Source organism: Streptomyces griseoruber (assembly GCF_001514205.1).
In the GTDB taxonomy this organism is placed as follows: Bacteria; Actinomycetota; Actinomycetes; order Streptomycetales; family Streptomycetaceae; genus Streptomyces; species Streptomyces griseoruber.
Map to the genome: position 1 here is coordinate 100,470 of NZ_KQ948767.1, position 25,700 is coordinate 126,169.

Genomic DNA, 25,700 nt, shown 5'->3' on the forward strand with positions numbered 1-25,700 from the left:
AAAGGCACGTCGCCATGAACCCTCCCGACCGCCCTCCCGAAGACATGCCCGCCTCCGGCGGACCCCCCGTGCTCTTCGTCGGCCGGATCTCCGAGTCGGTCCGGGTGCTCGGCCCCGGGACCCGGGCCGTGGTGTGGGTGCAGGGCTGTCCGCTGCGCTGCCCCGGATGTCTCTCACCGGAGGGACTGCCCTTCGAGGGAGGCGAGCCCTGGGCGGTCGACGCGCTGGCCGCCCGGCTCCACGCGCTGCCCGCGGAGGTGACAGGAGTGACCTTCTCCGGCGGTGAACCGATGGCGCAGGCAGCAGCGTTGGCCGCGCTGGTGGACCGGATGCGCGCCGCACGCGACTGGTCGGTGATGTCGTACTCCGGTTTCACCCTGGAGCGGCTGCGGCGTGGGGACGCGGGCCGGCGGGAGTTGCTCGCCCGGCTGGACATCCTCGTGGACGGCCCGTTCCTGGCCGAGCGCCAGCGCCCGCTGCTGTGGCGCGGTTCCGACAACCAGCGCATCCACTGGCTGACCGACCGTCACGAGCCGCCCGCCCACGACGGGAGCGCGGGTCTGGAGGTCGAGATCGCATCCGGGAGCATCGCCTGGAACGGCGTCCCCCCGGTGCCCGGCTTCCGCGAGAACTTCGAACGTGCCCTGGACCGTGACGGAATCCATCTGACCATTCCCCGGAGGACCGATGTCCGGTAGCCCCAAGTACTCCTACGCCGAACTCGACCGCATGAGGGAGCAGCAACTGGCCGAGCAGCGCCGCAAGCGTGAGGAGAAGGCGCGGCAGAAGCGGCTCCGGGAGCTGGCCCGCCGGGTCCGGAGCGAGCGCGAGAAGCTGTCCGCCCGTCACTCGGCCCTGTCCGCGAGGGTCGCCGGACAGCGGGACGGCGCCCGTGCCAACGGCGAGGGTGCCCGGCACACCCACCTCACGACGACGCTGACCTCCTTGGCCGCAACGATCGCCGCTGTCTCCGACGAGCCGTCCCTCGAAGCCGCCTGGGCCGCCCTGGCGGCCGCCGAGCAGACCGCCACCGCGCTGGACGTCGCCGTCAGCGCCGCGCTGGCCCGACAGCAGCGGTCGGCCGCGCTCGCGGCCCTGGAGACGGGGCTCGCCGCCTTCCCCGACCGGGCCGAACTCGACCCCGAAGGAGCGGGGGACGTCACCGCCGCACTCGACGAGGCCCGACGCCATGTCGGCTCTCCCGACCGCTTCCCGGCCGCCCGGGCGACCGCCGCGGACGCCGCGGAACGGCATCTGCGCCGGGCACACGAGCGGCGCGAGGAACTGGCCCGGGTCCGTCGCCACGCCGAACAGGCACATCAGGAACTCACCTCGCTCATCGCGGAGGCGGAACAGGCGGGCGCCGGACTCGACGGCCTGGACGCGGCGGCGGCACTGCTGCGCCGGCTCACCGCGGCGTCGGACCGCGGGGACACCTCCGAGATCACCCGGCTGACCCGGCAGACCCGACAGCAACTCACCTCTCTCAGCGCCGACTTCGACGGCTGGCTCGACGAACTGGCCTGCACCCGGATCGTCCTGGACGCGGTACGCCGCGCACTGCCGGCCGCCGGGCTGCGGCTGGATCCGGACAGTGTGCAGACCGACGGCACCAGCAGCATCCTCACCGCACACCGTGCCTCGGGCGACCGCATCGTGATGGCCGTCGTCCCGGACGGCAGCGGCGGTGCCCAGCTCGTCTACGAGGCCGAGGGCCATGACTTCGTCACCCGGCTGTCGGCCACCGGCGAGGAGCAGAGCTGCGATCTGACCGCCGAGGTCCTCGAACGCTTCCAGGAGGCACTGGAACCCGAAGGGGTACGCGCCGGCGAGCTGTCCTGGCAGGGGAAGGGCAAACCCGAACGCCCGCCGGCCTTCGAGGCCAATCGGCTGCCCGGCGACCGCTCCCGGGAGCGCCGATGAGCACCCCGCCCGGCGAGAACCGGCCCGCGGGGCGGCGGACGGTCTCCCCCTGGATGCGGCAGCTCGTCGCGGAGATCGCCCGCAGCCGCCATGTCATCCTGCACGGCAACATCCATGACGTGGTCCGCTGGCAGGGCGGCTTCGTACCGCTGGCCCGGGCGCTCGGCGCCGTCCTCGACACCCTCTCCTACGACGTCGTCGGACGCTACGACCAGATCGACGGCCTCGTCTTCGACGGCGAGGACGGACACCGCAGGTTCGCCCGGCTGATCGAGGCCCGGCCGCCCTCCGCGACCGGCCCCGAGGAGCTGCCGCAGGAGCGGGAAGAGCAGGGGGAGCAGCGGGAACAGCAGGGGACCCCGGGGGCCGCGGGCACCTCCCGCAGCGCCCGTGCCGAGGAGCTGCACCGCAGAATGCGCAGCAGCATCCGGGAGGGGGCCGCCGAGGCCCCTCGGTACCGCCAGCCCAGCGAGGCCCTCGCCGCGGTACGCCGGGGCCTGGCCCAGCAGTCACGGCCGGCCGCCTTCATCCTCGACTTCGCCGAACTCCTCCTCCTCGACCCCGACCACCACGACCGGCAGGACCGGGACCTGCTGCTGCTCACCAAGAAGATGATGCTGGAGTCGGGTCACGCGGCCGGGGCCCAGGTGCACAACCTGCTCGTCATCGTCGTACCGGACCTGGCGTCCGTACCGCCCTGGCTGCACCGCGACGAACCCTTCGTACGAGCCGTCGAGGTGCCGATGCCCTCCTACCGCGAACGGCTCGGCTACCTCGGCACCATCGCCGGCCGCTTCCACGGCCGGTCCCCGGAACACCAGGACGACACCGCCGCGGCCGTCCGTACCCTGGCCAACCTCACCGACGGCATGGCCCTCGCCGAACTCGACGGACTCGCCCAGACCAGCCGGGTGGAGAAGGTGCCCCTCTCCGAACCCAGGGAACTCGTCAAACGCGCCCTGTTCGGTCAGCAGGACGACCCCTGGGTACGGCTCGTCGACCGGATCCCCCAGGCCGAACAGCAGTTGGGTGAACGCGTGATCGGCCAGCCCGTCGCCGTGCGCGCGGTCAGCCGGGCCCTCGCCGCGGGCACTCTCAACGTCGACTTCGTCTCCGATCCGCACAGCGTCGAGGCCCGGCCCAAGGGAGTCTTCTTCTTCGCCGGACCCACCGGCGTCGGCAAGACCGAACTCGCCCGCTCCCTCTCCGACATGATCTTCGACGACGAGACGGCGCTCACCCGCTTCGACATGTCCACGTTCGCCATGGAGCATGCCGCCGAACGCTTCACCGGAGCGCCCCCCGGCTATGTGGGACACGAACGCGGCGGTGAACTCACCAACCGGGTCATGAGCAAGCCCTTCAGCGTGCTGCTCTTCGACGAGATCGAGAAGAGCCACGGGAGCGTCTTCGACAAGTTCCTGCAGATCCTGGAGGACGGGCGGCTCACCGACGGGCTCGGCAGAACGGCGTACTTCTCCCAGTCCCTGATCATCTTCACCTCCAACATCGGGGCCACACCGCTGTACGCCCTGCTCCAGAAGGGCGAACTCCCCTCCTACGACGAGGTGTCCGAGCTGTTCCAGCACGAGGTGTCGGAGCACTTCGCCACCACGCTCAAACGCCCCGAACTGCTCGGGCGGATCGGCAACGGAGTCCTCGCCTTCGACATCCTCAGACCGGAGAACATCCCCGCCATCACGGCGAAGTTCCTCCGCCAGATCACCGCGTCCGCGGCACGTGCCGGCATCGAACTGGACCTGGAACAGGAGTCCATCACCGCCGGAGTGGCGCAGGCCATGCGCGATCCGCGGTCGCTGGCGCTCGGCGGCCGGGAGATCCGCAACATCCTCGACCGCTCGGTGCGGGCCCCGCTCATCGACTGTGTGGTGGCCACCGGCCGCCGCACCGGCCGCTTCCGGCTGGAACTGCCCGAGGACCGCACCGTGGCGCTGGTGACCCCACAGCCCTAGGCCCCGCGCGGGCCCGTATCTCGACCATCGGAACATCGGAGGGGGAGACGATGATCAGTCCGTATCCGATCGTGGCTGCCATCGACTTCGGCACCCACGGCACGGGCTACGCCTGGGCCGAAGTAGGAGACGAACACGGCCCCGGCCCGCGGGGTCTGGACCGCAACACACAGATCCGCGAGCAGTGGGACGGCAGCAGGAGCGACTACTACGTCAAGGATCTCAGCACGGTGCTCCTCGGCCCCTCCGGCGAACCCACGGCCTGGGGGCACCGGGCCATGCTGGACTGGACGGCCCTGGCACGCGCCGGCCGGCACACGAACCACACCTACGTCCACGGCTTCAAGATGGCCCTGAAACCCGGCAGCACCGCGGGCGCACCGGTCCTCGGCATCACCGGCACCACCATCGACACCCCGGCCAAGGCCTATCCCCTCGTCGTCGGGTCACTGCGCCGCATGTACGAGATCGTGCGCGAGGAGGTCGAGGGCAGCGGCTACCTGGAGCGCCAGATCCGGTGGTGCGTGACCATCCCCGCCATCTGGGACGAGGCCGAGAAGCAGCTCATGCGGGACGCGGCCGTGGAGGCGGGCATGCCCGCCGACCACGACCGGCTGATCCTCGCCAGGGAACCCGAGGCCGCGGCGCTGTACTGCCAGATCCACCTGGCCCGGGTCATCGCCGCCCGGGGCGAATCGACCACCGCCGAGGTCACCCGGGCGGGCAGCCGCTTCATGGTCGTCGACTGCGGTGGCGGCACCGTCGACATCACCGCGTACCGGGTGGTGGCCACCGCGCACGCGGACCGCCGCCGACTCGTCGAGATCGGCAAGGTCTCCGGCGGCAAACTCGGATCCGAGTACATCAACCAAGCCTTCGTGGACGACATCCTCACCGACCGGCTCGGCGGCCGGCAGGTCGTGGAGCGCATCCGCCGTGAACGCCCCGACGCCCTTCTGGAGATCATGCAGATCTGGGAGAGCGGAAAACTGTCCGTGAGCGCCACCAGGGGCCCCGACGACGAACTCACCATCGACCAGCCGGTGTATGTGACCCTGCCGCGCGACCTGGACGAACTCCTCACCGACGACATCCGCAAGTCCCTGGCCGCCCGGCCCGGCGGCTCCGAGTCACGCATCGTCGTCACCACCGAGGAGGTCCGCAGGCTCTTCGACAATGTGCTGCGCGACCTCGTCGAACTCGTCGACGTACAACTCGCCGCGATGCGGCAACGCGACGGAGCGCCGGACGGCCCCGAACAGGTCCTCCTGGTCGGTGGACTGTCGGGCGCCCAGTATCTGCGCCAGCGCCTGCTGTCCCACTTCGGCGACACGGTGACCCTCGTACGGACCACCAATCCCGTGGGAGCGGTCCTGCGCGGGGCGGTCCTGCTCGGCTACGACCCCGAACTCATCATCTCCCGGCGCAGCCGCTACACCTACGGCTGCAATGTGGCCCTTCCGTTCGAGCCGGGCCGCGACCCGGTGGCCAAGCGTCTGGAGGGTCAGGGCCGGGTGATGTGCAACGACAGGTTCCACCGCTTCGTGCGGATCGGCGACACCGTCGACACCGGTGGCACGAGCGGGCCCTCACCGTTCATCCCGCTGCAACCCACCCAGGACAGCGTCACGTTCAGGTTCTTCCGCACCCTCGCCGAAGACCCGCGTTACATCGACGACGAGGGCTGCGAACAGATCGGCACCCTGTCCGTGGAGTTGGGAACGGCGATGTCGCTCCCGCTCACCCAACGCCTGGTGCAAGTACGCCTGGGCTTCGGCGGATCGGAGATCAGCGCCCGCGCGGTGAACACCCACACCGGAGCGGAACTCGACACGACGCTGCGGTTCGACAGCAGCTACTAGGGGGCGGGACACCGGATATGACGGCACATCAGGGTGACGAAGGACGAAGGGGCAGGCAGCCCCGGACGGACGGTGCGCAGGCCGAGGAGGAGTTGTCCTCCTTGAGGAAGGTCGTGGTCGGCCCCGTATGGGAGAAGGTCAAGGAACTCGAAAGGGAGAACCGGCTGCTCCGCGAGTACATCGACGAACGGTTCGCGGCGCAGGACCGCAGGTTCGACGAACTGGACGTCCGTATGAACGTCCTGAGCCAGGCCAAGACCCAGGAACGGGGGCTGCCTTCGGCCTCCTACCTCCCTCACCAGGACATCCGCAGGCGGCTGGACAACCTCGCCGACCAGGTGCTGGTGAACGTGGCCGTCAACTCGGGCAGCCAGGACGCACGGCAGGAGGCCCAGGTCATCGCGAGCATGGCGGTGCTGCTCTTCCCCGCACAGGGCCCGGCCCCCGACGCGGGCGCCCTGGCCCAACGGCTCCAGGCGTCAGGGCTGCAGATCGGTGCCGACCAACTGGGCCGGGCCTGTGAACTGGCCGCTGAGATCCGCACCGCCGCCGACGCGACCGGCCACACCATCGTCTGGGACTTCGCCCTCGACCCCGGCGCACCCCTGGACCCGGAACGCCAGCAACCGCACGGCGGCCGCGACGGCGAGGGAACCGCGGACTTCGTGACGATGCCCGGCTACTCGGCGGACGGCAAGGTCTATGTGAAGCAACGGGTGTTCATGGTGCCTCGGCCCGTGCAACCGTCCCAGCCGGAGCCCGCGGGCGCGCTGCCCCCGGAACAGCCGACGACGGGTGAAACGGCCGTGCTGACGGTGCGCGTTGTCGTTCCGTTTCCCAAGGATCGCCGCCAGCGACCGCTGATAACCCTTGAGGAACTGGCGAAGTCGCTCCAGGGGGAACGGCCGGAGCGCACGGTGCTGCTGTCGGAGACGACGCATGAGACGGCGCACCGGCACATCGCCGTCCAGGCCGACGGCAGGACCCTGTGCACCATCGACCCCACCGTCACCTCCGCCAAGGTGGAGGTGATCGTCCGCGGGGACAACGACGAGGTGATCGCCTGTGCGGGATGGTTCCAGACGGAAGTGCCCGCACTGGACCTGCTGGTCTATTTCCAGAGAACCGAACCGAATCCCTGGGCGAAGGCGTGGCTGCCCCCGTCATCCGGCGAAACCCCGTCCTTGGCGGAGTTCCTGCTCGGCCACGAGCCGAAGGACGAGCAGTAGCCGATGGTGGACTCGGTCCAGGCCCTCGACGTCCTGATCGCGGCCGTGCTGCCCGGCGCGCTCTACACCTGGGGCTTCGAACGCGAGGTCGGCTCCTGAGGCAGCGGCATGGCGGACCGCGTGCTGCGCTTCACCGGCAGCTCCGCCCTCTTCCACGCCCTCGCCGCTCCCGTGGACCTCTGGGTCTACCGGGAGTTCGGCTACGCCCTGGCCCTGCGTCACCGCACAGCCACTGGCGAAGGCCTCGCGCAGGGGACGGGGGCCGACGACCACGCCGCCGCGGTGGACCTCGTCCGTGCCTCCTTCGCCGCCGAGAGTCTTCGGTACCGCTCCTCGATCGAGCCGATGCCCATGGCCCTGACGCTGGTGATCGTGGCGGCCGGCATCGAGCCCAACAAAGTTGAAGGTTGTGCCGCTTCGTATGCGGTTGCGCGCGCCCTCGCGGCATGTGTGACTGGTGGAGACCCCGCATTCCGCTCGAGGGGACTCGCCATGACCATTTCCGCTTCCCGCCGCCCCGGTGCCGTCGCCGTCTGGTCCGACTTCTGCGCCGTGTGCCCCAGCCCCGAACTGCGTGAACGGTTGCAGGACGCACAGCAGCGCATCCGCGGCGCCTCGCCGCTCGGCGGCCAGTTCGTCGTGAGCGGCGCTCCGCGCCACCTCGGCTTCGACGACGGCACGATCATCCCGCCCGGCGACTTCCCCGTCGGCACCCCACGGGCCACCATCGCCGCCGCTGCCGCCGAGCGCCGGCCGCTCACCGGCGCCGTACGCGTCGTCGTCGTCCTCGCCGACTTCGAGGACCGGCCGATGACCCGTGAGCAGCAGCACTTCGAGGAACTCTTCTTCTCCGAAGGCGTGTTGCAGCACGGCAGCGTTCGCGAGTACTACCGCGAGGTGACCCACGGTCTGGTCGACATCGTCGGCGAGGTCGTCGGCCCCGTCCGGCTGCCGAAGGCCCTCTCCTGGTACGCCAACGGCAACTTCGGCATCGGCAGACCGTCCGGCGAGCCCAGGGCGCACCTCATGGCGAGGGACACCGCCATGGCCGCCGACCCGCAGATCAACTACGCCCCGTACGACAACGACGGCAATGGCTTCGTCGACGCCTTCATCGTGGTGCACGCGGGACTCGGCGGCGAGGAGACCGGCGACCCCGGAGACATCTGGTCCCACAAGTGGACCCTGCCGGACGCCTACAACGCGGACGGCGCACGCATCTTCGCCTACCTGACCATCCCCGAGAACGCCAAGATCGGCGTCTGCGCACATGAGCTGGGGCACCTGCTGTTCGGCTTCCCCGACCTGTACGACATCGACGGCAGCTCCGAGGGCGTCGGCAACTGGTGCCTGATGGGCGGCGGTTCGTGGGGCGGCGGCGGCGACGTGCCGACGCACCCCTCGGCGTGGTGCAAGCTCGACCAGGGCTGGGCGAGCGTGTCCAACGTCACCGGACCGACCACTTTGTCGATCCCCGACGTGAAGAACAGCCACCAAGTGCACCGGCTGTGGACCGGAGGTCTCCCCGGCAGCGAGTACTTCCTGGTCGAGAACCGCCAGCGCACCGGCTACGACGTCTCGCTGCCCGGCGACGGGCTGCTGATCTGGCACGTCGACGAGCACCAGCGGGACAACTCGGACGAGACCCACTACATGGTGGGGCTGGTGCAGGCCGACGACGAGCGGGATCTGGAGTGGGGATCGAACCGCGGCGACACCGGCGACCCCTACCCGGGAAGTACGGGGAACACCGCGTTCGGCCCCACGAGCATCCCCAACTCCCACTCCCACTCGGGCGCCCCGACAGGCGTCTCCCTCACCGGCATCTCCGCGTCAGGGCCCACGATGACGGCCACGGCCGCGGTCACCGTGCCGGGACCGGTCCATCTGCCCGTCGGGGTGGCCGCGGCACGCCCCCAGGCGGTCGGCGAGGTCGGGCTGGCCGAGATGATCCACGCCCTGCAGACCCGGCTGGAGGCGCTGGAGAGGGCCATGGCGGGCGAGGGGCGCGGAGGGGCCGAGCCGCTCTTCGAAGGCGGCCCGCGCCAGGAGCACGACGGCAAGCCGGAGGGCGCGGAACCCGCCGCGGGCTTCGGCCACGGCTACCGTCGGTCCTAGGCCCTGTCGCGAGGACGGACGGAGGCGAGAACCATGGTGCAGGCGATCGAGAACCGCACCGCGCTGACCGTCCGGCTGGTCGCGGCCGCCCCGCACCCACGGCTGAACGGCTGGGACCTGCTGGCTGTCGACGTCCTCGACGCCCAGCCGGTCCCCGGCTACGCCGATCTGCTGGCCCGGCAGGTCGGACACCGTCTCGGCCTCGCCGTGCCGAGCGACCGTGTGGCGGGCCTGGCCCCGGGCACCGTCATCCGCCTGCGGGCACGACTCGCCGGCGGCGAGGCCCTGGCCGACAAACGCCCGGAGCCGGGCACCTTCGTGATCGAACCACCGTCCTGCCCGGAGTCATGACGAGGGCCGGTGCGGTGGCCTCAGCCGACCGCGGTGAGTGTTGCGTACACGACGACGTTGCCCTGATATCCCGTCCCCTTGGTGTAGGCGCCACCGCAGGTGATCACCCGCAGTTCGGGCCGCCGGGAGCCGCCGTACACCATCCTGCTCGGGAAGTGTTCCTTGTCGTAGACCTCAACGGCCTCGACGGTGAACACGGCGGTGCGCCGGTCCACCCGGTCGATCTCGATCGTGTTGCCCTTGGACAGGGCGCCGAGTCCGAAGAAGACGCCCGGGTTGCCGGTGCGCACGTCCACGTGGCCCGTGGTGACGGCCGTTCCGACGGATCCCGGAGCCGTGCCCTCGCTGTACCAGCCGGCGAGGTTCGGATCGTCGGGGGGCGGCGGCTCGAGCGCCCCCGTCGCGTCCAGGTGCAGCTTGGTGAGCGGGGCGTTCACGTTGATGGCGGGGATCCGGAGCCGGAGGGGTTCCGCGGGCGGCAGCGAGGGGACGTCGGGGTCCGCCGGGGGGACCGTGCGATGTGCGGCGGGACCTGGCAGCGGTGAGAATCCCTGGACTGCTGAAGGCTGTGGCGGCGGCTCGTAGTGCAGCGCGCCGGCCACCAGCACGGCACCTGCCACGAGTGTCCAGACAAGGAGTCCGACTGAGGGGACGAACGAGGAGGAGGGAGAGCGGGTGGTGCGCCTGGAGGCCATCGCGGTCGCGTCTCTGCCTGAAGTGGGGGAGCGGGGGAGCGGGGAGAGGGCGGGGCGATCGGATTCCTCGCGGCTCCCGGGAAGGGGAAGGCTCCGGGAGCCGGCGGGGATACGGCGGTCAGTTGCGCTGTGCGCCGGAGCGGTGACGCATCCTCACCAGCCCCCCGGCCGCGGCCGCGGCGACCAGCGCCGCGCCGAGGGCGAGCTGCGGGCCGGTGTTCCCCGGCTGTCCGAAACCTGCCTCGACGGCACCGTCGGGTTCGCGTGCGGCGAGCTGGTACGAATCCGTGATCTTGATCCGCGGCGGGCACTTGACGGTGACGGTGTCGGTGCCGGCCGAAGTGCCCTCCGGCAGGGTGAACTCGCCCGTGAGCACACCCTTGCTCTCGCCCTCGAAGAGGTGGAACGCCCCGGCCAGCTCCGACTCGCCCTTGCCGTAGGTCACGTCCGGACCGCAGGCGGTGGTGCTGACGGTGACCGTGGAGCCATGGGCGCCCTGCCGGATGTCGAGACCGGAGTCGCCGGCCGCGGCGGCGACCGGAATCTGTAGAGCCAGGGCACCGGCCATCAGGCCGATACCGATACCAACGTGTGTGATGCCCACGAGAACCCTCCAACTGAGCAGCTGCCGGCTGTCTGTGCGGCGCCTGTGCGCACGCCACTGACGAGGCAACCGACGCTGCGTCAGATCCGCAACCGGAAGGATCGGCCCGGGCGTCGCCCGGGCAGGCGTATGCGCCGCCGTTGTGCGGGCATCCGCACAGGTCAGCCAGGTGTGCATCGCGGCGGTGGAGGAATGGCGAGAGAGCGGGACGGCTGCGGGCGAACAGGCTAACGCCGCGGTCCTGGAGCGGCACTTCCCGCTCCGGGACCGCGCGTCCCCGGCTGCGCCGCGTGGCTAGACGCGGTCCTGGAAGACGCAGTTCCACACGTGGGTGCCCGCGATGCCGCCGTCGGCGCGCACCGCCTCCAGCGTGTAGAAGTGCGTGGTCCCCCGCGCGGCGGTGGTGTCCGTGTAGGCACGGGTCTGGGACGGCAGCAGTCCCGCGTGCAGCGGCTCGTACGCCTTCGTGGCCGCGTTCCACCGGCTGACCCGGTAGCCCGCGACGCTGTCGCACTCGGCGGTCTTGTCACACCGCCAGCTGATGGACGGCCCGTCCTCGTCGGGCCCGCCGATCACGGTGCCGTAGCCCATGCTGCCGAGGTCCCAGTCCCGAGTGACCGTCAGCTCCGGCCGGACGTCCAGCTCGGTGGCCTCGACGAGCGTGACCCTCGGGTCGCTCGGGAGCAGCGCGTTGCCCCAGCGGTCCCTGGCGACGACCGCGTACACGTACGTCTCGCCGTCCGGCAGGTCGCCGCACAGGACGGCGAGCGGGTCGCTCGTGCCCTCCCGGCAGGAGGCGGAGCCGAGCCACTTGACCGTGCCGTCGGCTTGGCGGGCACCGGTCCAGGCCACGTAGCGCTCGACGTCGTCCTCGCTCGAGGCCGCCCAGCTCACCAGCACGCCGTCGGCGCGCGGGGTGGCCTTCACACCGGTGACGGGCCCGGGCGGGACGCGGTCGCCGGTGCGGACGACGAGCGGGGCGGACAGCGCCGACTCGTTGCCGGCCGGGTCCACCGCCACGACCGCGTACGTCACATATGTGCCCGCGGGCATGTCCAGGTCGTGGCAGAGGCCGCCGGTGCTGGTCTCGTCGCTCTCCTCGGCGCAGGTCACGCGGGTGAGCGCGGCCGGGTCGAGGGTCGTGCCGGGTGAGCGGTAGACGTGGTATGCCCCGCCGTTGTCGAAGTCCTCGTGGAAGCCGTCGGGCTGTTTCCAGTACACCTCGGTGTCGCCGACGCCGACGACGGAGCCGAGGGAGGTCGGGGACTTCGGCGGCGTCCGGTCGACACCGTCGCCGGTGACGGCGGCGTACGCCGACGGGTTGCCGAGCGCGTCGAGGGCGCGGACCCGGTAGTACCGGGCGGTGTTCTCGGGTGCGTCGGTGCGGTACGACGTCGTGCTCGTCGTGCCCAGCAGCTCGAACGGGCCGCCGGCCGCGGCGGAGGCGTACACCTCGTACGTCGTGGCGTCGGCGACCTGGTGCCAGGCCAGGGTGGCCCACCACGCGTCGCCGACGACCGTGAGAGCGGTCGGCGCCGCCGGGCCCGTGCGGTCCACGGTCACCGCGGGGGCGTCGAGGCTGCCGGCGGACTCGCGGCCCGCCTTGTCGACCGCGCGTACCTCGTACAGGAAGGTCTGGCCCGTGGCGGGCGTCGCGTCCACGAACGAGCGGGAGGTGAGCAGCGACGCACCGCTGACCCGCGCCCACGAGGTGGTGCTCAGCCGCCGGTACACGCGGTAACCGGCGAGGTCCATCTCCTTGTTCGCGGTCCAGCGCAGGGTGGTCTTCGAGGTGTCCCGGTTGTACGCGGCGGTCAGGCCGGTCGGGGCCAGCGGCTTGACCGCGTCGACGGCGGCCTCGGTGCGCGGGGCGTAGGTGAAAGCGGCGCGGGCGACGCCGGTCCAGGCGACGTAGTCCACGCGGAGCGTGTGCTTGCCGGCCGGGACGGTCAGGTCGACGGTCTTGCGGGCGGTCGTGGAGACGTTCTTCCACAGGTCGATCTTCCGCACGCCGTCGACGTACACGCGCATGCCGTCCTGTGTGGCGGCGGAGAGCCGGAAGGGGCCGCCGGAGCCGAAGTCCCGGGTGAGGGACCAGCGGACGGAGAAGTTGTCCTTGGGCAGCGTCACGCCGGCCGGGTCGCCGTACCCGTAGTCCTCGGCGACGGCGGAGTCGCAGGCGGTCAGCTTCGGCGTGCCGCTGAAGGTGGAGTTGCCGAAGTACTGCGCCCTCCACAGAGGGGAGGCGCAGGTGACGGCGGCGGCGGCCGGGGTGGCGGTGATCAGGCCGCCGGTGGCGGCGAGGGCGGCCGTGGCGGCGAGCGCGGTCAGCCGAGTACGAGTCATCACAGAGAGTGCGGCCCCTTCCGGACCTATGGGAAACGAAACAGGTGACGCGGGTGTGACTCATGAGACAGGGGCAGGGTTGCCCGCCCCTTCCCTTTCGGGCGATCCCGCTCCGGACGCGGGCTTGCGTTCAGCGGCGCCCCGTTTCCGCGGCGAAGGCGTCGAGCAGGGCGTAGGTGCGTGCCGGCTGTTCGAGATGGGGCAAGTGGCCCGCCTCTGTCACCACTTCGAGGCGGGCGCTCGCGAACGACGCCGCGTACTGCTTGCCGTATGCCGGGGTCGCGATGCGGTCGCTCTCGCCCCACACGACGAGGGTGGGTACGGTGACGGCGGCGAGGCGGGGGCGGAGGGCGGGGTCGTTCATGGCGGGGCCGCCGGAGTAGACGCGCAGGGCTGCCATGTTGGCCTGGATGACGGCGAGTCGCTCGGCCGGGAGGGTCGCCGGGTCGACGTAGAAGCGCTCGGGGTCGTGGTAGGCGTACTCGGCGACGTCCCGTGCGCCGAGGGCGAAGAAGTCCTGGATCGGTTCGCCGTCGACCTCGATGCCGACCGCGTTCATCAGGACGACCCCGCTGATCAGGCCTTCCGTGTCGGCCGTGGCCAGTTCGGCGGCGATCCAGCCGCCGAGGGAGGAGCCGATCACCAGGGCGTCGGACAGGCGGCGGTCGCGCAGGAGGTCCAGGTAGGCGGCGGCGAGGTCGGCGACGCGGGTGAGGTGGTCGGGGCGGGGGGTGCCGTTCCAGCCCGGGTGGGTGGGTAGCAGGGTGCGGGCGGTCCGGGCGAAGTGCTCGGCGATCGGGGCGACGGTGGCGGGACCGCCGCCGCCGTGCAGTACGAGGACGGGACGGCCGGTGGCGGGGCCGGACTCGGTGAGTGTCAGGTTCGGAGTCATGCCCCGGACACTAACTAAGCATGTTTATATAAGCAAGTTTAGTCGACGTGCTAGCCTGGCGGACATGGCCGTTGAACTGCAGATCCTCGGGAGGGCCGTGAAGGCCGCCCAGTACCGCCAGCACCGGGCGCTCGACTCCCGGCTCGCGTCCGTCGGCAGCACGCTCGCGCAGTGGGACGCGCTGCGGGCGGTCGGCCGCGCGCCGGGCGCCAGCGCGCGGGAGCTGGCGGCGGCGACGTTCCAGAGCGAGCAGGCGTTCGGCACGCTCGCCGGACGCCTGGTGGCGCAGGGGCTGGTGGACCGGCGCCCCGGGCACGGCCGTCGTATCGAGCATCACCTCACTCCCGAGGGGAACCGGGTGCTGAAGGCCGGCCACGTGGTGGCGGACTCGGTGCTCGAGGAGTGCTTCGAGGGTCTGACGGAGCCGGAGCGAGCGGCGCTGCTGGGCTTGTTGCTCAAGATCGAGGGGCAGCCCGGGGGCTGAGGCGGGACCTGCGGCCGCCGGCGGTCGGGCGGCGCGACCCGACCGCGGGGTGTCCGTGCCGCTGTCCCGGCACCCCGGGCGATGTACGGAATTCCCGGTAGTGCAGCATCTGGTCAGGTACCGCCTGCCCGTGAGGGGACGTCATGCGCTCGACCCGCCGCCTTGCTCCGCCCGTGCTGCTCGCCTGCCTGCTCCTGGCGGGCTGTTCGCCGCTTGACGCATCGGGGCCGTCCTCGTCCGGCGCTTCGGCGCCGTCGGCGTCCGCGTCGGGTGCCGGAGGGGCGGGGAGGTCCATCGCGGTCGGCGCCGGTCCGCAGCGGAAGTACACGGTGCAGCGGCAGCCGGCCGCGGGCAGTTGCCACTACCGGTACGAGAAGGGGGAGCCGCTGGAGGACCCGGCGTGCACCCCGGGCGCGATCTCTCCGGCCGTGACGCAGGCCGATCTGAAGTCGACGATATGCCGCAAGGGCGGCTACACCTCCGGCGTCCGGCCCTCCACCTACGTCACCGGCCAGGAGAAGAAGCTGAACGCCGCCTCCTACGGCTACACCGGCCGCATGGGGGACGCCGAGTACGACCACCTGATCAGCCTGCAGCTCGGCGGTGACCCCAACGACTACCGCAACCTGTGGGTGGAGCCGGCCGACCCCGGCCACAAGAAGGGCTCGGGTGTCAACAACCTGAAGGACCCGGTGGAGACGAAGCTGCACACCGCGGTCTGCTCCGGCAGGGTCACTCTCGCGGCCGCGCAGAGCGCCATCGTCACGGACTGGACGACCGCGCTCAGCCGGCTCGGCCTCGGCTGACCCGACCGCCATGCGCTGCCCTGTGCCGTTTCGGTGGCCAGGCGGGCGGGTGCGGAACCGGCGGTGTGCGTGGCGGCCGCTGTGCCTGCGCGCAGGTGCGGCCGCGGTCCGCGGTGAGCCGGGCCTCGTCCTCCAGGCCGGCCAAGACCGCGGTCTTCGCGTTCACCGGCGGCGCAGCCGCCCGCTGATGGCCCTGCCGGTGCGGGCCAGGGCGTCCGCGAGCCGGTCCAGGCGGTGTGCGGGGTCGGTCACCACACACAGAGCCGCCACCGGGGTGCCGGCCGGGCCGTGCAGCGGTACCGCCGCACAGCAGACGCCCGGGACCACCTCCTCCCGGTCGTAGGCGACACCCCGGTCCCGGATCACCGCCGCTTCGGCCCTCCACGAGGCCGGTGACGGGCCCGGCGGAAGTCCGGCCGGTGCCCCGGCCACCAGCACCTTGCCCGCCGCGGTGAACCACGGCCACACCGCGTCGTCACAGAGGGGAGCAAGCGTGTTGTCGGTCGTGCAGACCGTCCAGTCGAGGACCAGCGTGCGCCCCTCGCTCAGCACACTCACCCCCACCATCGTGCCCGTGGCACGGGCCAGCCGACGGGCCGGCTCCCGAGCGGCGGAGCGCAGCCCGGAGTGCGGCTGCCATCCCTGCCCGAGGCGGAACATGCGCGGGCCCAGCCGGTAGCCGCGCCCGCGCCGCTCGACCGCACGCAGTCCCACCAGTTGATCCAGCAACCGGTGCGCGGTCGTCCTCGGCAGTCCGCACTCCGAGGCCAGCGTGCTCAGACCGGCCTCCTCCCGCCGCTGCACCACTTCCAGCAGTCTGAAGGCGCCCTCCAGGACGCTCCGCCCGCCGCCGTCCGGCGCGGAGACCGCCGTCGCCCTCGGTGTCGCTCCCCGTCGCCCGTTCAAGCCCCTCACCGTTCCCCCCGGCGCACCCGACAAGTCCCTGCGAGGATGCCGCGCGCCGCGAGACGGAACATGAGCAGTAGCTACTCAAAGCGTCGGTTGCCGAGTCCCGGCGGGGTCACCGGATCACTTGCACTCGGCGGGCGGCGTGGGCCTCCTTCCGAGGGTGATCGAGACGGGCGATCCCGGCAGCAGTACGGTGCCCGCGCCCGGACTCTGCGACCTGACCCGGTTGACGCTCTCGCAGTCGACGACGCTGCCCACACCGCCGAGCACATATCCGGCAGCCGCGAGTGCCGAGGTGGCCTGTGCCTGGGTGTCACCCCGTACGTCGGGGACGGTCGTGACGCCGGTGACCGACGCCGAGACGGAGGCCAGGCTCCTGCTGAATCCGGTGTCCGACGACAGGTCGACCACCGTGACGTCCCAACCGACGGTCCCGGGCCGGTCGATGAACACCGTCCGCGATCCGCCGCCGACCGGGAAGCTCGTGGTGGAGGGGTTGAAGCCCGGTCCACTGATCACCAGCGCGTCCTCGGCCGTGTTGTTCACGCAGTCCGCGCTCCACTGCACCAGGGCGTTGTGCCCGTAGACGACGGGTGAGGGTGTCACGGACACCGTGGCGGTCGCGGTGACCGCGCAGTTCAGTCCGGGATCGTCCGCGTAGGCGGGTGTCACGGCGAAGGCGGTGGCCACCAGCGCCGCCACGACCAGCACCACGGCCTTGGGCGCGCCCGCCGCGCGGGCCGCCCGCCTGCGCAGCCCGGCGGCCGCCCCGGCGAACACGTGGCGACGCGTTGGCATTGCCGCTTCTCTCATCGGTCCCCCTTGTGCTTCTTCTCTGTGTGTCGAGTGGCCAGCATGGGGGGCTGTCGCGCGGCTGTCGCTCAAGGGTCCGCTCAACGGAACAACCGCACGTGGGCGGAGGACTCTCACACGGGAGCGGAGCTGTCGCCCGGGGGCCGCCGGAGCAGATGCAGACAGATGACCATGGCGATGAAGGTCTGCCGTTCGGAGGTGTCCAGGCGTGGGGTCGTTTCGACGACGTACTGCTGCAACCCCAGCCACCGGTCGACCGTGCTCACCGTGACACGACCGAGGCTCTCCGGCTCCGGGGTCCGCAGCGGATCGGTCTCCGTGAGCTGCCACTCGATCGCGAGGTGAGCCAGCCGCGTCAGGAAGAGCGGGCGGCTCCGTTCCGTGCGGAAGCCCAGCTGCCGGGTCTTGACCAGTCGGGAGGGACGGACGCGGCCGACCTCGTGGTCCTCGGCGTCGATGAGGTGGAAGCGCACCGGGCCCATGGAGGCGAACCCGGCGTGCTTCTTGACGCGGACGATGAACTCGCCGGACACATGGGCCAGGAGGAAGTCCGTGTCGTCGGTGTTCGTCACCTCTGCGAGCGGTGTCCCCTCCACGGTGGACACGGTCAGTTCGGGGCCCCTGTAACGGCGCCACCACGAACGCTTCGGCTGCCTCACCACGACGGCCGTCAGCTCGGACAGGTCGGGCTCCGTCATCGGTCATCCTCCCCGCCGTGGCTTCCCCCTCGACCGACCACGCCCACTGTGACCGAGAACTCCTCGGTTTCCCATCCCTCCGACACGTGTCGAGGCCACACGATCCCGCTCGGGACGATGCCCCGGAACCCGACCGGCTCAGCGCGCGAGTCTGCGGGTGCCTCCCTTGCTCCTGCCGCCGTGCGGGGTGGCCCGCCGGATGATCTCGTCGAGGGGGAGCGTCATGACCGTGCGTGCATGTCGGATATGCGCACCCATGGGCAGCTGAACGAGCCCCCTGCTAGATCACGTTCGAAGGAGAAGGCATCTCATGTGATGAAAATGTGTGCACACTGCTTAGATTCTGGATTTTCCATGGAGCTCCGAAGCCGGCCGAAAACAGAAGCCGTTGGTGAGGAGCCCGCGGTCCGGGCTCAGACGGCCATCGCCTCCTGGAGCCAGCGGGAGACCCGGTACGGCAGCCACCACGCCAGCTCGCCGACCCGCAGGACGAGGTGCTCGGCCGTGAACTCCGCCAGGACGTCCGCGGGTACGTCGGTGTGGTGCGCACCCGGGCCGAGCAGGGCGATGGCCTCCCGGTACCGGGGCTCGTCGGCGGTGAAGCGGCGCAGATCCCCCCAGCGGCGGTCACGGATCTGGACGAACCCCGGCCCCTGGCGCCAGACGAGCTTGCACAGGTAGTGCCGGGTCCGCCAGGCGTGCAGTGCCTCCTCCGCGCCCTCGAGTCCGGTGATCGAGCGGGGCGGCTGGAGGTGGGACAGCACCTTCCACTGGTCGGCGGCGGTCCGGGGGGAGAGCCGGAGGTCCCAGTCGACGGAGACGGCGCGTGCGGTGAGATCGCGGACCAGACACAGCCGGTCGACGGCCCGGCGGTGCGCCGCGGGATCGTCGGTGGACACGTCAACGGTCCTGTCGAGTTCGGCGTGGCGCACGCCGAGCTCCCAGAGGCGGTCGGCCTCCTGGCTCTGCGGGGTCACCGGGAGGGACCCCAGGGACATGCCCGGCAGATGACGGGCCTGCGGGTCGAGGTCGCGCCAGGCGGATATCGCGAGGTCCGGTGCGGTGGTGGTCATGGGCGGTCCTTCGTGCGGGTCGGAGGGGCGGGCGGCCAACGGGTGGGAGGACCGGCGCTCAGGACGGAACGGGCGCGGGCTCGGGTGCCGCCGCGGTCCGGGCGTGGGTGTGGCGCATGTAGTCCAGCCGCAGCAGGTCCTGGTTCACGGCGGCGGGGGCGAGGTGCACGTACTGGCCCGCGTCGGTGAACACCACGCCCTGGGCGACCCACTCCTCGAGAAGGGTGTCGAGATCCTGCGGGGTGCACCGCGCTCCCCCGGGCGAGCCGGCGGCCGAGGTCAGCTTGCGGTGCAGCGCGACGACCGTGTGGGGCTGGTCCAGGAGCCGGAAGACCGCAGTCTCGAACGGATCGGTGAGCTGCATGGTCCGCCAGCCGAACGACGGCCGCCTGCTGACCAGCACGATCCGGTCACCCAGGTCGGTGTGGGTGAGGCGGGCGTCGGCGTGGTGCTTCTTCCAGGCGGCGATGGCGTCGTTGAGGAGGGTCACCGTCGGCTCGGCGATCCCGCGCTCCGGGGCCTGGAAGACATAGGCCAGGTCGTACAGCTCCGCCTCGGGAAGGTCGTACGTGAACAGGTAGTGCTCCTCGGGCCGCAGCCCGGTGAACCCGAGTTCGGGGCGCTTGAAGTACGGGCTGAAGCGTTCGATGGCGATACGCGCGGACAGGTCGACCGGCGGGTTGAGGTGTTCCAGGGCGGGGAGCTGGCGGATGACGGGTTCGTAGTCCTGCGCGGTCTCCCCGGGGAAGCCGTGCAGATAGTTCCACGACACCGACAGCCCGGTCTCCGCCGCGTCGCGGAGCATACGGACGTTCTGGCAGCCGCTGACCCCCTTGTCCATGAGGTCGAGGACGCGGCTGTTGAGGCTCTCGATACCGGGCTGGACGTAGATGAGCCCGGCGTCCGCCAGCACCTGCAGCTGCGGGCGCCGCATGTTGGCCTTGATCTCGATGTGCATGCGCAGGTCGTAGCCGCTGTCGATGATCCGGGGCAGCACGGTGGACAGGTAGCGCATGTCGAGGATGTTGTCGACGACGTACATGTCGAGCACCTGGTGGCGCTCCGCCAGTTCCATGATCTCCCGGTAGAAGGTGTCGGGGCTCTTGCTGCGGAACTCCATGAAGGAGCCGTTCAGACCGCAGAACGTGCAGTGGTGCTTCTCCCCCCACCAGCAGCCGCGCGCGCCCTCGACGACCAGCTTCGGCTCCACCCAGTTGCGCGCCACGGAGGCGGCGAGACGCTCGAAGTAACCGCTGTAGTCGGGCGGCAGGATCGCCGCCGGCGGCAGCGGCCCGGTCGGCATCGGATTGGCCGTGTGCGGGGAGTCCGGTGTGCGGTGGCACAGCCCCGGGATCGCGGCGGCGGCGGCCGGGTCGCCGTCCCGCAGCGCGGTCAGCAGCCGGGGGAAGGCGTCCTCGCCCTCGCCGCGGACCACGTAGTCCACGAAGGGGAAGTTGCGATGGACGGCGGCACCCTGCTCGGCGTCGCAGTTGGCCCCGCCCATGACGGTCACGATGTGCGGGGCGAGGTCCTTGATCCGCCGGGCCGCCGCGAGCGCCGCGGTGTTCTGCTGGAAGGTGGAGGTGAACCCGACCACGTCGGGCTCCAGCTCGACGACGCGGCGGGCCACCTCGGTGACGAACTCGGGCACGAGGCGATGCAGTTCCCGGGTCATGCGCATCCGGGACCGGCGCAGCTTCGAGGCCATCACCTCGGCGAACTCCGAGTCCCTCCACTCGGGGTCGTCGTAGAGCGCCGAGGAGAACACCCAGTCGCCGCAGCCGAGGAAGTAGGAGGAGAGGGCGTAGTACTCGTAGTCCTCGGCGGTGAACTCGGTGCGGCTCGTGATCCAGTCGGTGAACTCCAGATTGGCGTGCAGCACCTCGCACGTCGCTCCCCGGACGTGTGCGTCGACGCTTCGTTTGAGGATGCCGAGCGCCAGTGAGGGCAGGTCGATCGGGGACCAGGGCATGTTGACGAGAAGAACGCGCACGGTGGGCTCCTTGCGCACGAGCGGCGGGCGGGACGGGAGACGCGGAGGGAGGGAGGCCCGGCCGGCCCCTGTCGGGGCGGGCCGGCCGGGCCGTGGGTCACTCCTCGTCGTCGCTCTCGGCGGCGTTGCGGAAGGGGATGGTGATGGTGATGCCGATGCCCGGCTTGCGGTTCTCCTCGTCGCCGGCGAGCGGGTCGTTGTGGATGATGTCCTTCTGCACGGTCGTCCTCCTTCTCGGGTTCACGGTGTGCTTCTCCGAACGGGTGGTGCTGTGCGCGACCCGGTCCCGCTGTGTCGTCAGCGGGACCGGGGTCCGCCCGGACGTGCCGGGGGACGCGAGGGGGCGCCGGGCGCCGGTGCGGGCAACTGCCGGCTCAGGAAGGTCAGGGAGCGGCGCAGGACCGCGACGTGCGCCGCACCGTCGTAGCCGTCGTGTCCGGTGTCGAGCCACATCTGCTCGTGGGGCACGCCCGCCGCGGTCAGCGCGTCGAGGTAGCTGCGGATCTGTTCGGGCGGGCACTTGACGTCCTGGTCCGCGCCGACCACGAGCAGGGGAGCCGTCACGTCCGCCGCGTAGGTGAGGGGCGAGCTGTCGGCGTAACGTTCCGGCACCTGTTCCGGAGTGCCGCCGAACCAGCGGATGTCCAGGGCGCGCAGCGCGGGCGTGGTCATCCGGTGGGCGCTCACCCAGTCGGCCACGGGCTTCACCGCGACACCGGCCTGCCACAGCCCCGGACGGGTACCGAGGGCGAGGAGCACGAGATACGCCCCCCAGGACACCCCCCACAGAGCCGTCGCCCGGTCGTCGACGAGCCCGCGGCCGACCAGGTCGGCCCGTACCGCGGCCAGGTCGTCCACCTGGGGGTGGCCGACACCCCGCGCGAAGGCGCGCCGCCACCGGGGGCCGTAGCCGGTCGAGCCGCGGTAGTTGACGCGTGCGACGGCATAGCCGGAGGCCACCAGCGAGTGCACCGTGGCGTCGTAGGCGTCCCGGTCGTGGTCGGCGGGCCCGCCGTGCACCAGGAACACGGCCGGCGGCGGAACCGGGTGGGCGCGGTCGGCCCGGTCGTCGTCGGGGCGCGGCAGGCTGAGCAGGGTGTGCACCGGGCCGTCCGGCGTCGGGGTCCACAGATCGGTGTGCCGCCCGGGCACCCGCGGAAGGAGGCCGGGCACCGGCAGGGCGACTCCGTCCGTCGCGCGGGCCACGGGCGGGTGGGCGGTGTCGGTCCACAGGTAGTGCAGCCCGCCGCCCGGACGCGGGGCGGCGTCCAGCAGGCTGCCGGCCGGAGTGGGGACGACGTGGCGGGTACGGCGGTGCGGGGACACCCTGTGCAGCAGCGAGCGGCCGTGGCGCTCCTGGCGGACCAGCACCTCGTCGGTGTCGGGGTACCAGCGTGCGGTGATCTCCGTGTCGAAGGCGCACCAGGAGTGGGAGACCAGTCCGTGGCGCTCCGTCCAGGTCGCCAGGTGGTAGCGGTCCTCCAGCTCGTGCACCAGGAGCAGCTCGGACCGGCCGGGGCGGGGCGAGAAGCCGCGGCACCAGAATCCGCCGCCCGTGGTGCCGGGCCGGGGCAGCGTGGCGACGAGCCGGCCCGTGGGGGTGACGACGCTGACGGTCGCGGCGCCGTCGGACACGGTCGTGAGGGCCACCAGGTCGCCTTCCGGTGTGATGCCGCCCAGCCGGACCTCCCCGGTGGTGCCGAGGATCTCGCGCGGGGCGCGGCCCCGCCGTCCCACCAGCACGCTCGTGCCGCCGTGCCGGGTCGCGAGCGCCGCGGCGACCGTTCCGTCGGCCGCCACCGCCAGACCGCGCGGCAGCCCGGCCGGAGCGCCCGGCAGACCGGGCAGCCGGCAGCCCCCGTCGAACGCCTGGAACCACCAGTGCCCTCGCCCCTGCGCGTCCTCGTCGAACCACCAGACGTATCCGTCGGCGTCGAGGGCGCAGTGCACCGTGCCCTGGGGCCGGTCGGTGACCTGCCGGGTGGTCCGGGTGGCCGCGTCCCAGGTGAACACCTCGCAGCGGCCGTCGGCGTCGGCCGTCAGGACCATACGGCGGACGTCGCTCGGGCACGCTTCCGGAAGGGCGCCGAGGAAGACCTTGAAGCCGTCACCCACGGCCGTCTCCCCTCCCGGTGGCGGCCGCGGCGCCCGCGGCACGCAGAACGCCGGGCGCCTTCGCCCACGTGTACACGGCCAGCGCGCCGAACAGCGCGGTGCACAGCAGCGCGGGCGTCCGCGGGCTCCAGGCGGTGACCAGGAGGGCGGCAAGCGTGGGCGCACCGGCCGCGGCCAGCGCGGACGACGAGGCGAGGACGGCGGCGGTACGCGACTGGAGGGCCGCCGGTGTGCGCGCGACGGCGACGCTGGACAGGACCACGGTGATCAGCGGCACCAGGAAGGACAGCCCGGAGAAGGCCGCGCCCCAGCCGACCGCGCCGTCCGCCCACAGCAGTGAGCCGCACGGCACGGGCAGCAGCCAGGCGGCCAGGGTCAGCAGGCGCGCCGCACCGAGCCGTCGTACCGCGGGGGCCGCGATCAGCGAGCCGAGCAGGCCGGCGGCTCCGGACGCGGCGAGGACGAGACCCGCCGCCGCGCTCCGCTCGTCGGCGCCCAGCCGGAACAGGGCCGTGTAGAAGAGCAGGGTGAGGGCGCCCCCGGCCGTCGACGTCCAGACCAGGACGAGTCGCAGCACGGGGGACCCGGCCACCGTGACCACGCCCGCCCTCGCGGCACCGAGCCGCGCGGACCATCTCTCGCCCCGACGGGAGCCGGGGTCGGGGTCGGGGTCGGAGCCGGGGTCGGGGTCGGCCGACCCCGGCGCGGGGGCGGGGGCGGGGGTGTCGAGGGGGGTGCGGATGGCCCGTACGCCCAGCGCGGCGGCCGCGTAGGAGAGGGCGTCGGCCAAGAAGGGCACGGGCCGGGCGAGTTGGAAGAGGACCCCGCCGAGCGCCGGTCCCACGACGAGTGCGACCTGGTCGCCCACCTGCAGGCCGGCGGCCGCCCGGGGCAGCTCGTCCCTCGCGGCCAGACGTACGAGGGCTCCGCGCGACGCGGCTTCGTAGGTCACGGCGCACAGCCGCTCCGTCAGCGCCAGCGTCACCACGACCCATAACGCGGGGCGGCCCAGACACGCCAGGGCCAGTACCCCCGTTCCCACGGCCGCGAGTGCCGCCGAACCCGTCATCAGGCGTCTTCGCCGCCCTCGGTCCGCCGGTAGCGCGACGAGCGGGCCCAGGACGACGCCGGTGAGCGCGGCCGCACTGGCCAGCACGCCCGCGGTGCCGGGGCCGTGCCCCAACTCCAGGAGCAGCAACGGCAGGACCAGTCCGGAGGCCTGGCTGCCGAGCCCGTCGACCGCGTTGACCCACCACAGGATCCTGAGGTCTCGGTGCCGGTCGGGCGGACCGGGCCGCGGGCCCGGGCGGTTCACGCCGTGCGACGGGACGGGCCCCTCGGCAGGGCGGCGGATCGGTGACGCGTCGACGTTCCCCACCTCCCCGTACGCCCGGAAGGCCGCTGCGCACGGCCGGCCTCCATGTGTCGAACATGTGCGTGAAGCGTGAAAGCGAGCGGGAGCCTAGCCATCGCGGAACGTCGGCGACAAGTGGCACACAGTAAGGAATCGTCGCCCGATACAGGGATATATGGCCGAGGAACGACTGGTCCTGAGCTGTCGCCCGTGCAGGTGAGGCGTACGGGGAGACCGGCCCGGCGCTGCGGCGGCACGGCACCTTCCGCTTCACATCCGCACAGGGCCTGTCCCCGTTCACCACCCCGGGTGCCGTGGCGACCGGCGCGCCCTCCGGCCCGGGAAACGATTGCGCATCCGAACGTGGGCGGCTGCGAACGACGGTGACACAGCGCCACATCCGCCGCCGCCACGGCCCGCGGCGCTTCCCGCCGATCTCCCGCGTTCGCGGCGCCCCTCACGAGTATTGGCCGACAATCCACGCCATGCGCCGGTCAAGAACCTGTGCCGCGCCCTTGATGCCGCCCGCACCGCACGCCTGTTCGGCTCGCGCGAGCAGTTCCCGGAAGGCGCCCAGGTCCAGTGCGTCGGGCGGGGTACGGAGCTGGTGGCCGTCCCCGGTGGAACGGATCAAGGACGCCGCGCTGTCCTCGGCCGGTCCCAGCGCCTTCCGCAGGCGGTGGACGTAGGTGCGCAGAATGCCGAGCGCGGAGGCCGGTGCCCTGGTTCCCCAGACCGCGTCGACCAACCTGCCGGTCGACACCTGCGACGCCTGCGCCAGCAGTGCACCGCCAGCCCCGCCCGCTGCTGAGGCGGGCCGAGCTCCCCCTCGTCCGGGCCGCGCCACGCCCTGACCGGTCCCAGCACCGAGAACCGTAACCGCTCTTCCGGCCAGCTGCCCCCTCCGGGCGTCGTACCCGAAGTGTCATCGCTGTGAAGCTGGGAGGCGCCGCGCGGAACCGGCCACCACACCCCGGCTGTTCGGCCCCTCCTGCCCGGAGGGCGGCAGTGGGCCGCTCACCCGGCAGGCGGCGAAGAGCGACTGCGCGGGCGGTCGTGGTCGGGTGCGGGGCCGGCCGGACGTCGCCGTGCTCAACACACAGGGCTACCTGTTCGACGCGGTGGTACGGCATCCGGTGAGCGTGGTGTGACGGATCGCTGCCCCGGCGGCCAGAGGGTGGGGTGGAGTCGCGCCCGGAAGACTCATGCACCCCGTCCCGTCACGTCACGGCAGGGGCACGGCGCTGTAGTCGGCGGCGCACGATCTCGCGGGCGAAACGCTCGCGGTACCCGGGCGTCTTCGACAGCTCGGCCCGGATCGTCTTGAGCGCCACGAGCCGCTTGCCGCCCGTGCTGCGGGCCAGGTACACGCTACCCATGCCGCCGGAGCCCAGACGGCCCATCACCTCGTACGGCCCGACGCGCGCGGGGTCGATCCCGTACCGAAGCGGCTCCACCACGA

The 25,700-nt window shown here is 71.9% G+C and carries 23 protein-coding genes; 9 read left to right on the plus strand and 14 right to left on the minus strand.

Going from position 1 to position 25,700, the window contains the following annotated elements; genetic code table 11:
- The first annotated feature begins 14 nt into the window (after positions 1–14).
- The 7 genes from AQJ64_RS15680 to AQJ64_RS15710 all read left to right on the plus strand — a co-directional run bounded on the left by AQJ64_RS15680 (position 15) and on the right by AQJ64_RS15710 (position 9,456).
- A complete protein-coding gene (locus AQJ64_RS15680) occupies positions 15–698 on the plus strand; it encodes a 4Fe-4S single cluster domain-containing protein (RefSeq protein ID WP_240512499.1) in 684 nt (227 codons plus the stop codon).
- Positions 688–1,923: a coiled-coil domain-containing protein gene (locus AQJ64_RS15685; protein WP_055632387.1), complete on the plus strand. Its 1,236-nt coding sequence runs from the start codon at positions 688–690 to the stop codon at positions 1,921–1,923. Before AQJ64_RS15680 ends, AQJ64_RS15685 begins: the two co-directional genes overlap by 11 nt.
- Positions 1,920–3,896 carry an AAA family ATPase gene (locus AQJ64_RS15690; protein ID WP_055632386.1) on the plus strand — a complete coding sequence of 659 codons (1,977 nt, stop codon included), beginning with the start codon at positions 1,920–1,922 and terminating at the stop codon, positions 3,894–3,896. Before AQJ64_RS15685 ends, AQJ64_RS15690 begins: the two co-directional genes overlap by 4 nt.
- Before the next feature lie 50 nt (positions 3,897–3,946).
- Entirely contained in the window at positions 3,947–5,758 is a 1,812-nt protein-coding gene (locus tag AQJ64_RS15695) for an Hsp70 family protein (RefSeq protein ID WP_055632385.1), read from the plus strand.
- A 101-nt stretch (positions 5,759–5,859) separates the two neighbouring features.
- Positions 5,860–6,987: a hypothetical protein gene (locus AQJ64_RS15700; protein ID WP_157880853.1), complete on the plus strand. Its 1,128-nt coding sequence runs from the start codon at positions 5,860–5,862 to the stop codon at positions 6,985–6,987.
- 108 nt (positions 6,988–7,095) lie between these two features.
- Positions 7,096–9,105, plus strand: a complete 2,010-nt coding sequence (locus tag AQJ64_RS15705) for a M6 family metalloprotease domain-containing protein (RefSeq protein ID WP_055632383.1) — start codon at positions 7,096–7,098, stop codon at positions 9,103–9,105.
- Between the two features lie 33 nt (positions 9,106–9,138).
- Positions 9,139–9,456: a hypothetical protein gene (locus AQJ64_RS15710; protein WP_055632382.1), complete on the plus strand. Its 318-nt coding sequence runs from the start codon at positions 9,139–9,141 to the stop codon at positions 9,454–9,456.
- A gap of 20 nt (positions 9,457–9,476) precedes the next feature.
- Here the strand turns inward: AQJ64_RS15710 and AQJ64_RS15715 are convergent, their stop codons facing one another.
- The 4 genes from AQJ64_RS15715 to AQJ64_RS15730 form a co-directional block, all read right to left on the minus strand.
- Positions 9,477–10,151, minus strand: a complete 675-nt coding sequence (locus AQJ64_RS15715; RefSeq protein WP_055632381.1) for a class F sortase — start codon at positions 10,149–10,151, stop codon at positions 9,477–9,479.
- A 118-nt stretch (positions 10,152–10,269) separates the two neighbouring features.
- Positions 10,270–10,755: a sortase gene (locus tag AQJ64_RS15720; protein ID WP_099054162.1), complete on the minus strand. Its 486-nt coding sequence runs from the start codon at positions 10,753–10,755 to the stop codon at positions 10,270–10,272.
- Between the two features lie 294 nt (positions 10,756–11,049).
- Complete coding sequence (locus AQJ64_RS15725) at positions 11,050–13,101, minus strand: fibronectin type III domain-containing protein (RefSeq protein WP_055638723.1); 2,052 nt, start codon at positions 13,099–13,101, stop codon at positions 11,050–11,052.
- Positions 13,102–13,231: 130 nt separating this feature from the next.
- The gene (locus AQJ64_RS15730; protein WP_059202719.1) at positions 13,232–13,993 is read right to left on the minus strand and encodes an alpha/beta fold hydrolase; all 762 of its coding nucleotides are present in this window, start codon (positions 13,991–13,993) and stop codon (positions 13,232–13,234) included.
- 64 nt (positions 13,994–14,057) lie between these two features.
- Between AQJ64_RS15730 and AQJ64_RS15735 the strand changes: the two genes are divergently transcribed.
- Both AQJ64_RS15735 and AQJ64_RS15740 read left to right on the plus strand, forming a co-directional pair.
- On the plus strand, positions 14,058–14,477 hold the full coding sequence (locus AQJ64_RS15735) for a MarR family winged helix-turn-helix transcriptional regulator (RefSeq protein ID WP_055638226.1): 420 nt from the start codon (positions 14,058–14,060) through the stop codon (positions 14,475–14,477).
- A 329-nt stretch (positions 14,478–14,806) separates the two neighbouring features.
- A complete protein-coding gene (locus AQJ64_RS15740; RefSeq protein WP_420876581.1) occupies positions 14,807–15,283 on the plus strand; it encodes a hypothetical protein in 477 nt (158 codons plus the stop codon).
- A gap of 162 nt (positions 15,284–15,445) precedes the next feature.
- Here the strand turns inward: AQJ64_RS15740 and AQJ64_RS15745 are convergent, their stop codons facing one another.
- The 10 genes from AQJ64_RS15745 to AQJ64_RS15785 all read right to left on the minus strand — a co-directional run bounded on the left by AQJ64_RS15745 (position 15,446) and on the right by AQJ64_RS15785 (position 25,695).
- Complete coding sequence (locus AQJ64_RS15745) at positions 15,446–16,189, minus strand: IclR family transcriptional regulator (protein WP_055638228.1); 744 nt, start codon at positions 16,187–16,189, stop codon at positions 15,446–15,448.
- 123 nt (positions 16,190–16,312) lie between these two features.
- Positions 16,313–16,990 carry a PASTA domain-containing protein gene (locus tag AQJ64_RS15750; protein ID WP_157881156.1) on the minus strand — a complete coding sequence of 226 codons (678 nt, stop codon included), beginning with the start codon at positions 16,988–16,990 and terminating at the stop codon, positions 16,313–16,315.
- A gap of 128 nt (positions 16,991–17,118) precedes the next feature.
- Positions 17,119–17,703: a hypothetical protein gene (locus AQJ64_RS15755; protein ID WP_055638230.1), complete on the minus strand. Its 585-nt coding sequence runs from the start codon at positions 17,701–17,703 to the stop codon at positions 17,119–17,121.
- A gap of 413 nt (positions 17,704–18,116) precedes the next feature.
- A complete protein-coding gene (locus AQJ64_RS15760) occupies positions 18,117–18,776 on the minus strand; it encodes a DUF5825 family protein (RefSeq protein WP_055638231.1) in 660 nt (219 codons plus the stop codon).
- A gap of 58 nt (positions 18,777–18,834) precedes the next feature.
- Positions 18,835–20,769: a RiPP maturation radical SAM C-methyltransferase gene (locus tag AQJ64_RS15765; protein ID WP_055638232.1), complete on the minus strand. Its 1,935-nt coding sequence runs from the start codon at positions 20,767–20,769 to the stop codon at positions 18,835–18,837.
- Between the two features lie 97 nt (positions 20,770–20,866).
- The gene (locus AQJ64_RS51725; protein ID WP_266720057.1) at positions 20,867–20,989 is read right to left on the minus strand and encodes a hypothetical protein; all 123 of its coding nucleotides are present in this window, start codon (positions 20,987–20,989) and stop codon (positions 20,867–20,869) included.
- A gap of 77 nt (positions 20,990–21,066) precedes the next feature.
- Positions 21,067–22,884, minus strand: coding sequence for a S9 family peptidase (locus tag AQJ64_RS15770; protein WP_055638233.1), 1,818 nt, complete (start codon positions 22,882–22,884; stop codon positions 21,067–21,069).
- Positions 22,877–24,199, minus strand: a complete 1,323-nt coding sequence (locus tag AQJ64_RS15775) for an MFS transporter (RefSeq protein WP_063808084.1) — start codon at positions 24,197–24,199, stop codon at positions 22,877–22,879. The genes AQJ64_RS15770 and AQJ64_RS15775 overlap by 8 nt, the downstream gene beginning before the upstream one ends.
- 496 nt (positions 24,200–24,695) lie before the next feature.
- Positions 24,696–25,001 (minus strand): AfsR/SARP family transcriptional regulator, encoded by a 306-nt coding sequence (locus AQJ64_RS15780; protein ID WP_206189610.1) that lies wholly within the window; start codon positions 24,999–25,001, stop codon positions 24,696–24,698.
- A gap of 457 nt (positions 25,002–25,458) precedes the next feature.
- Entirely contained in the window at positions 25,459–25,695 is a 237-nt protein-coding gene (locus AQJ64_RS15785; protein WP_157880823.1) for a hypothetical protein, read from the minus strand.
- Positions 25,696–25,700 lie beyond the last annotated feature (5 nt).

Coding starts and splice junctions, on each gene's coding strand:
- AQJ64_RS15680 (WP_240512499.1), top strand. CDS start 15: ATGAACCCTCCCGACCGCCCTCCCGAAGACATGCCCGCCTCCGGCGGA.
- AQJ64_RS15685 (WP_055632387.1), top strand. CDS start 688: ATGTCCGGTAGCCCCAAGTACTCCTACGCCGAACTCGACCGCATGAGG.
- AQJ64_RS15690 (WP_055632386.1), top strand. CDS start 1,920: ATGAGCACCCCGCCCGGCGAGAACCGGCCCGCGGGGCGGCGGACGGTC.
- AQJ64_RS15695 (WP_055632385.1), top strand. CDS start 3,947: ATGATCAGTCCGTATCCGATCGTGGCTGCCATCGACTTCGGCACCCAC.
- AQJ64_RS15705 (WP_055632383.1), top strand. CDS start 7,096: ATGGCGGACCGCGTGCTGCGCTTCACCGGCAGCTCCGCCCTCTTCCAC.
- AQJ64_RS15710 (WP_055632382.1), top strand. CDS start 9,139: ATGGTGCAGGCGATCGAGAACCGCACCGCGCTGACCGTCCGGCTGGTC.
- AQJ64_RS15715 (WP_055632381.1), bottom strand. CDS start 10,151: ATGGCCTCCAGGCGCACCACCCGCTCTCCCTCCTCCTCGTTCGTCCCC.
- AQJ64_RS15725 (WP_055638723.1), bottom strand. CDS start 13,101: ATGACTCGTACTCGGCTGACCGCGCTCGCCGCCACGGCCGCCCTCGCC.
- AQJ64_RS15730 (WP_059202719.1), bottom strand. CDS start 13,993: ATGACTCCGAACCTGACACTCACCGAGTCCGGCCCCGCCACCGGCCGT.
- AQJ64_RS15735 (WP_055638226.1), top strand. CDS start 14,058: ATGGCCGTTGAACTGCAGATCCTCGGGAGGGCCGTGAAGGCCGCCCAG.
- AQJ64_RS15750 (WP_157881156.1), bottom strand. CDS start 16,990: ATGCCAACGCGTCGCCACGTGTTCGCCGGGGCGGCCGCCGGGCTGCGC.
- AQJ64_RS15755 (WP_055638230.1), bottom strand. CDS start 17,703: ATGACGGAGCCCGACCTGTCCGAGCTGACGGCCGTCGTGGTGAGGCAG.
- AQJ64_RS15760 (WP_055638231.1), bottom strand. CDS start 18,776: ATGACCACCACCGCACCGGACCTCGCGATATCCGCCTGGCGCGACCTC.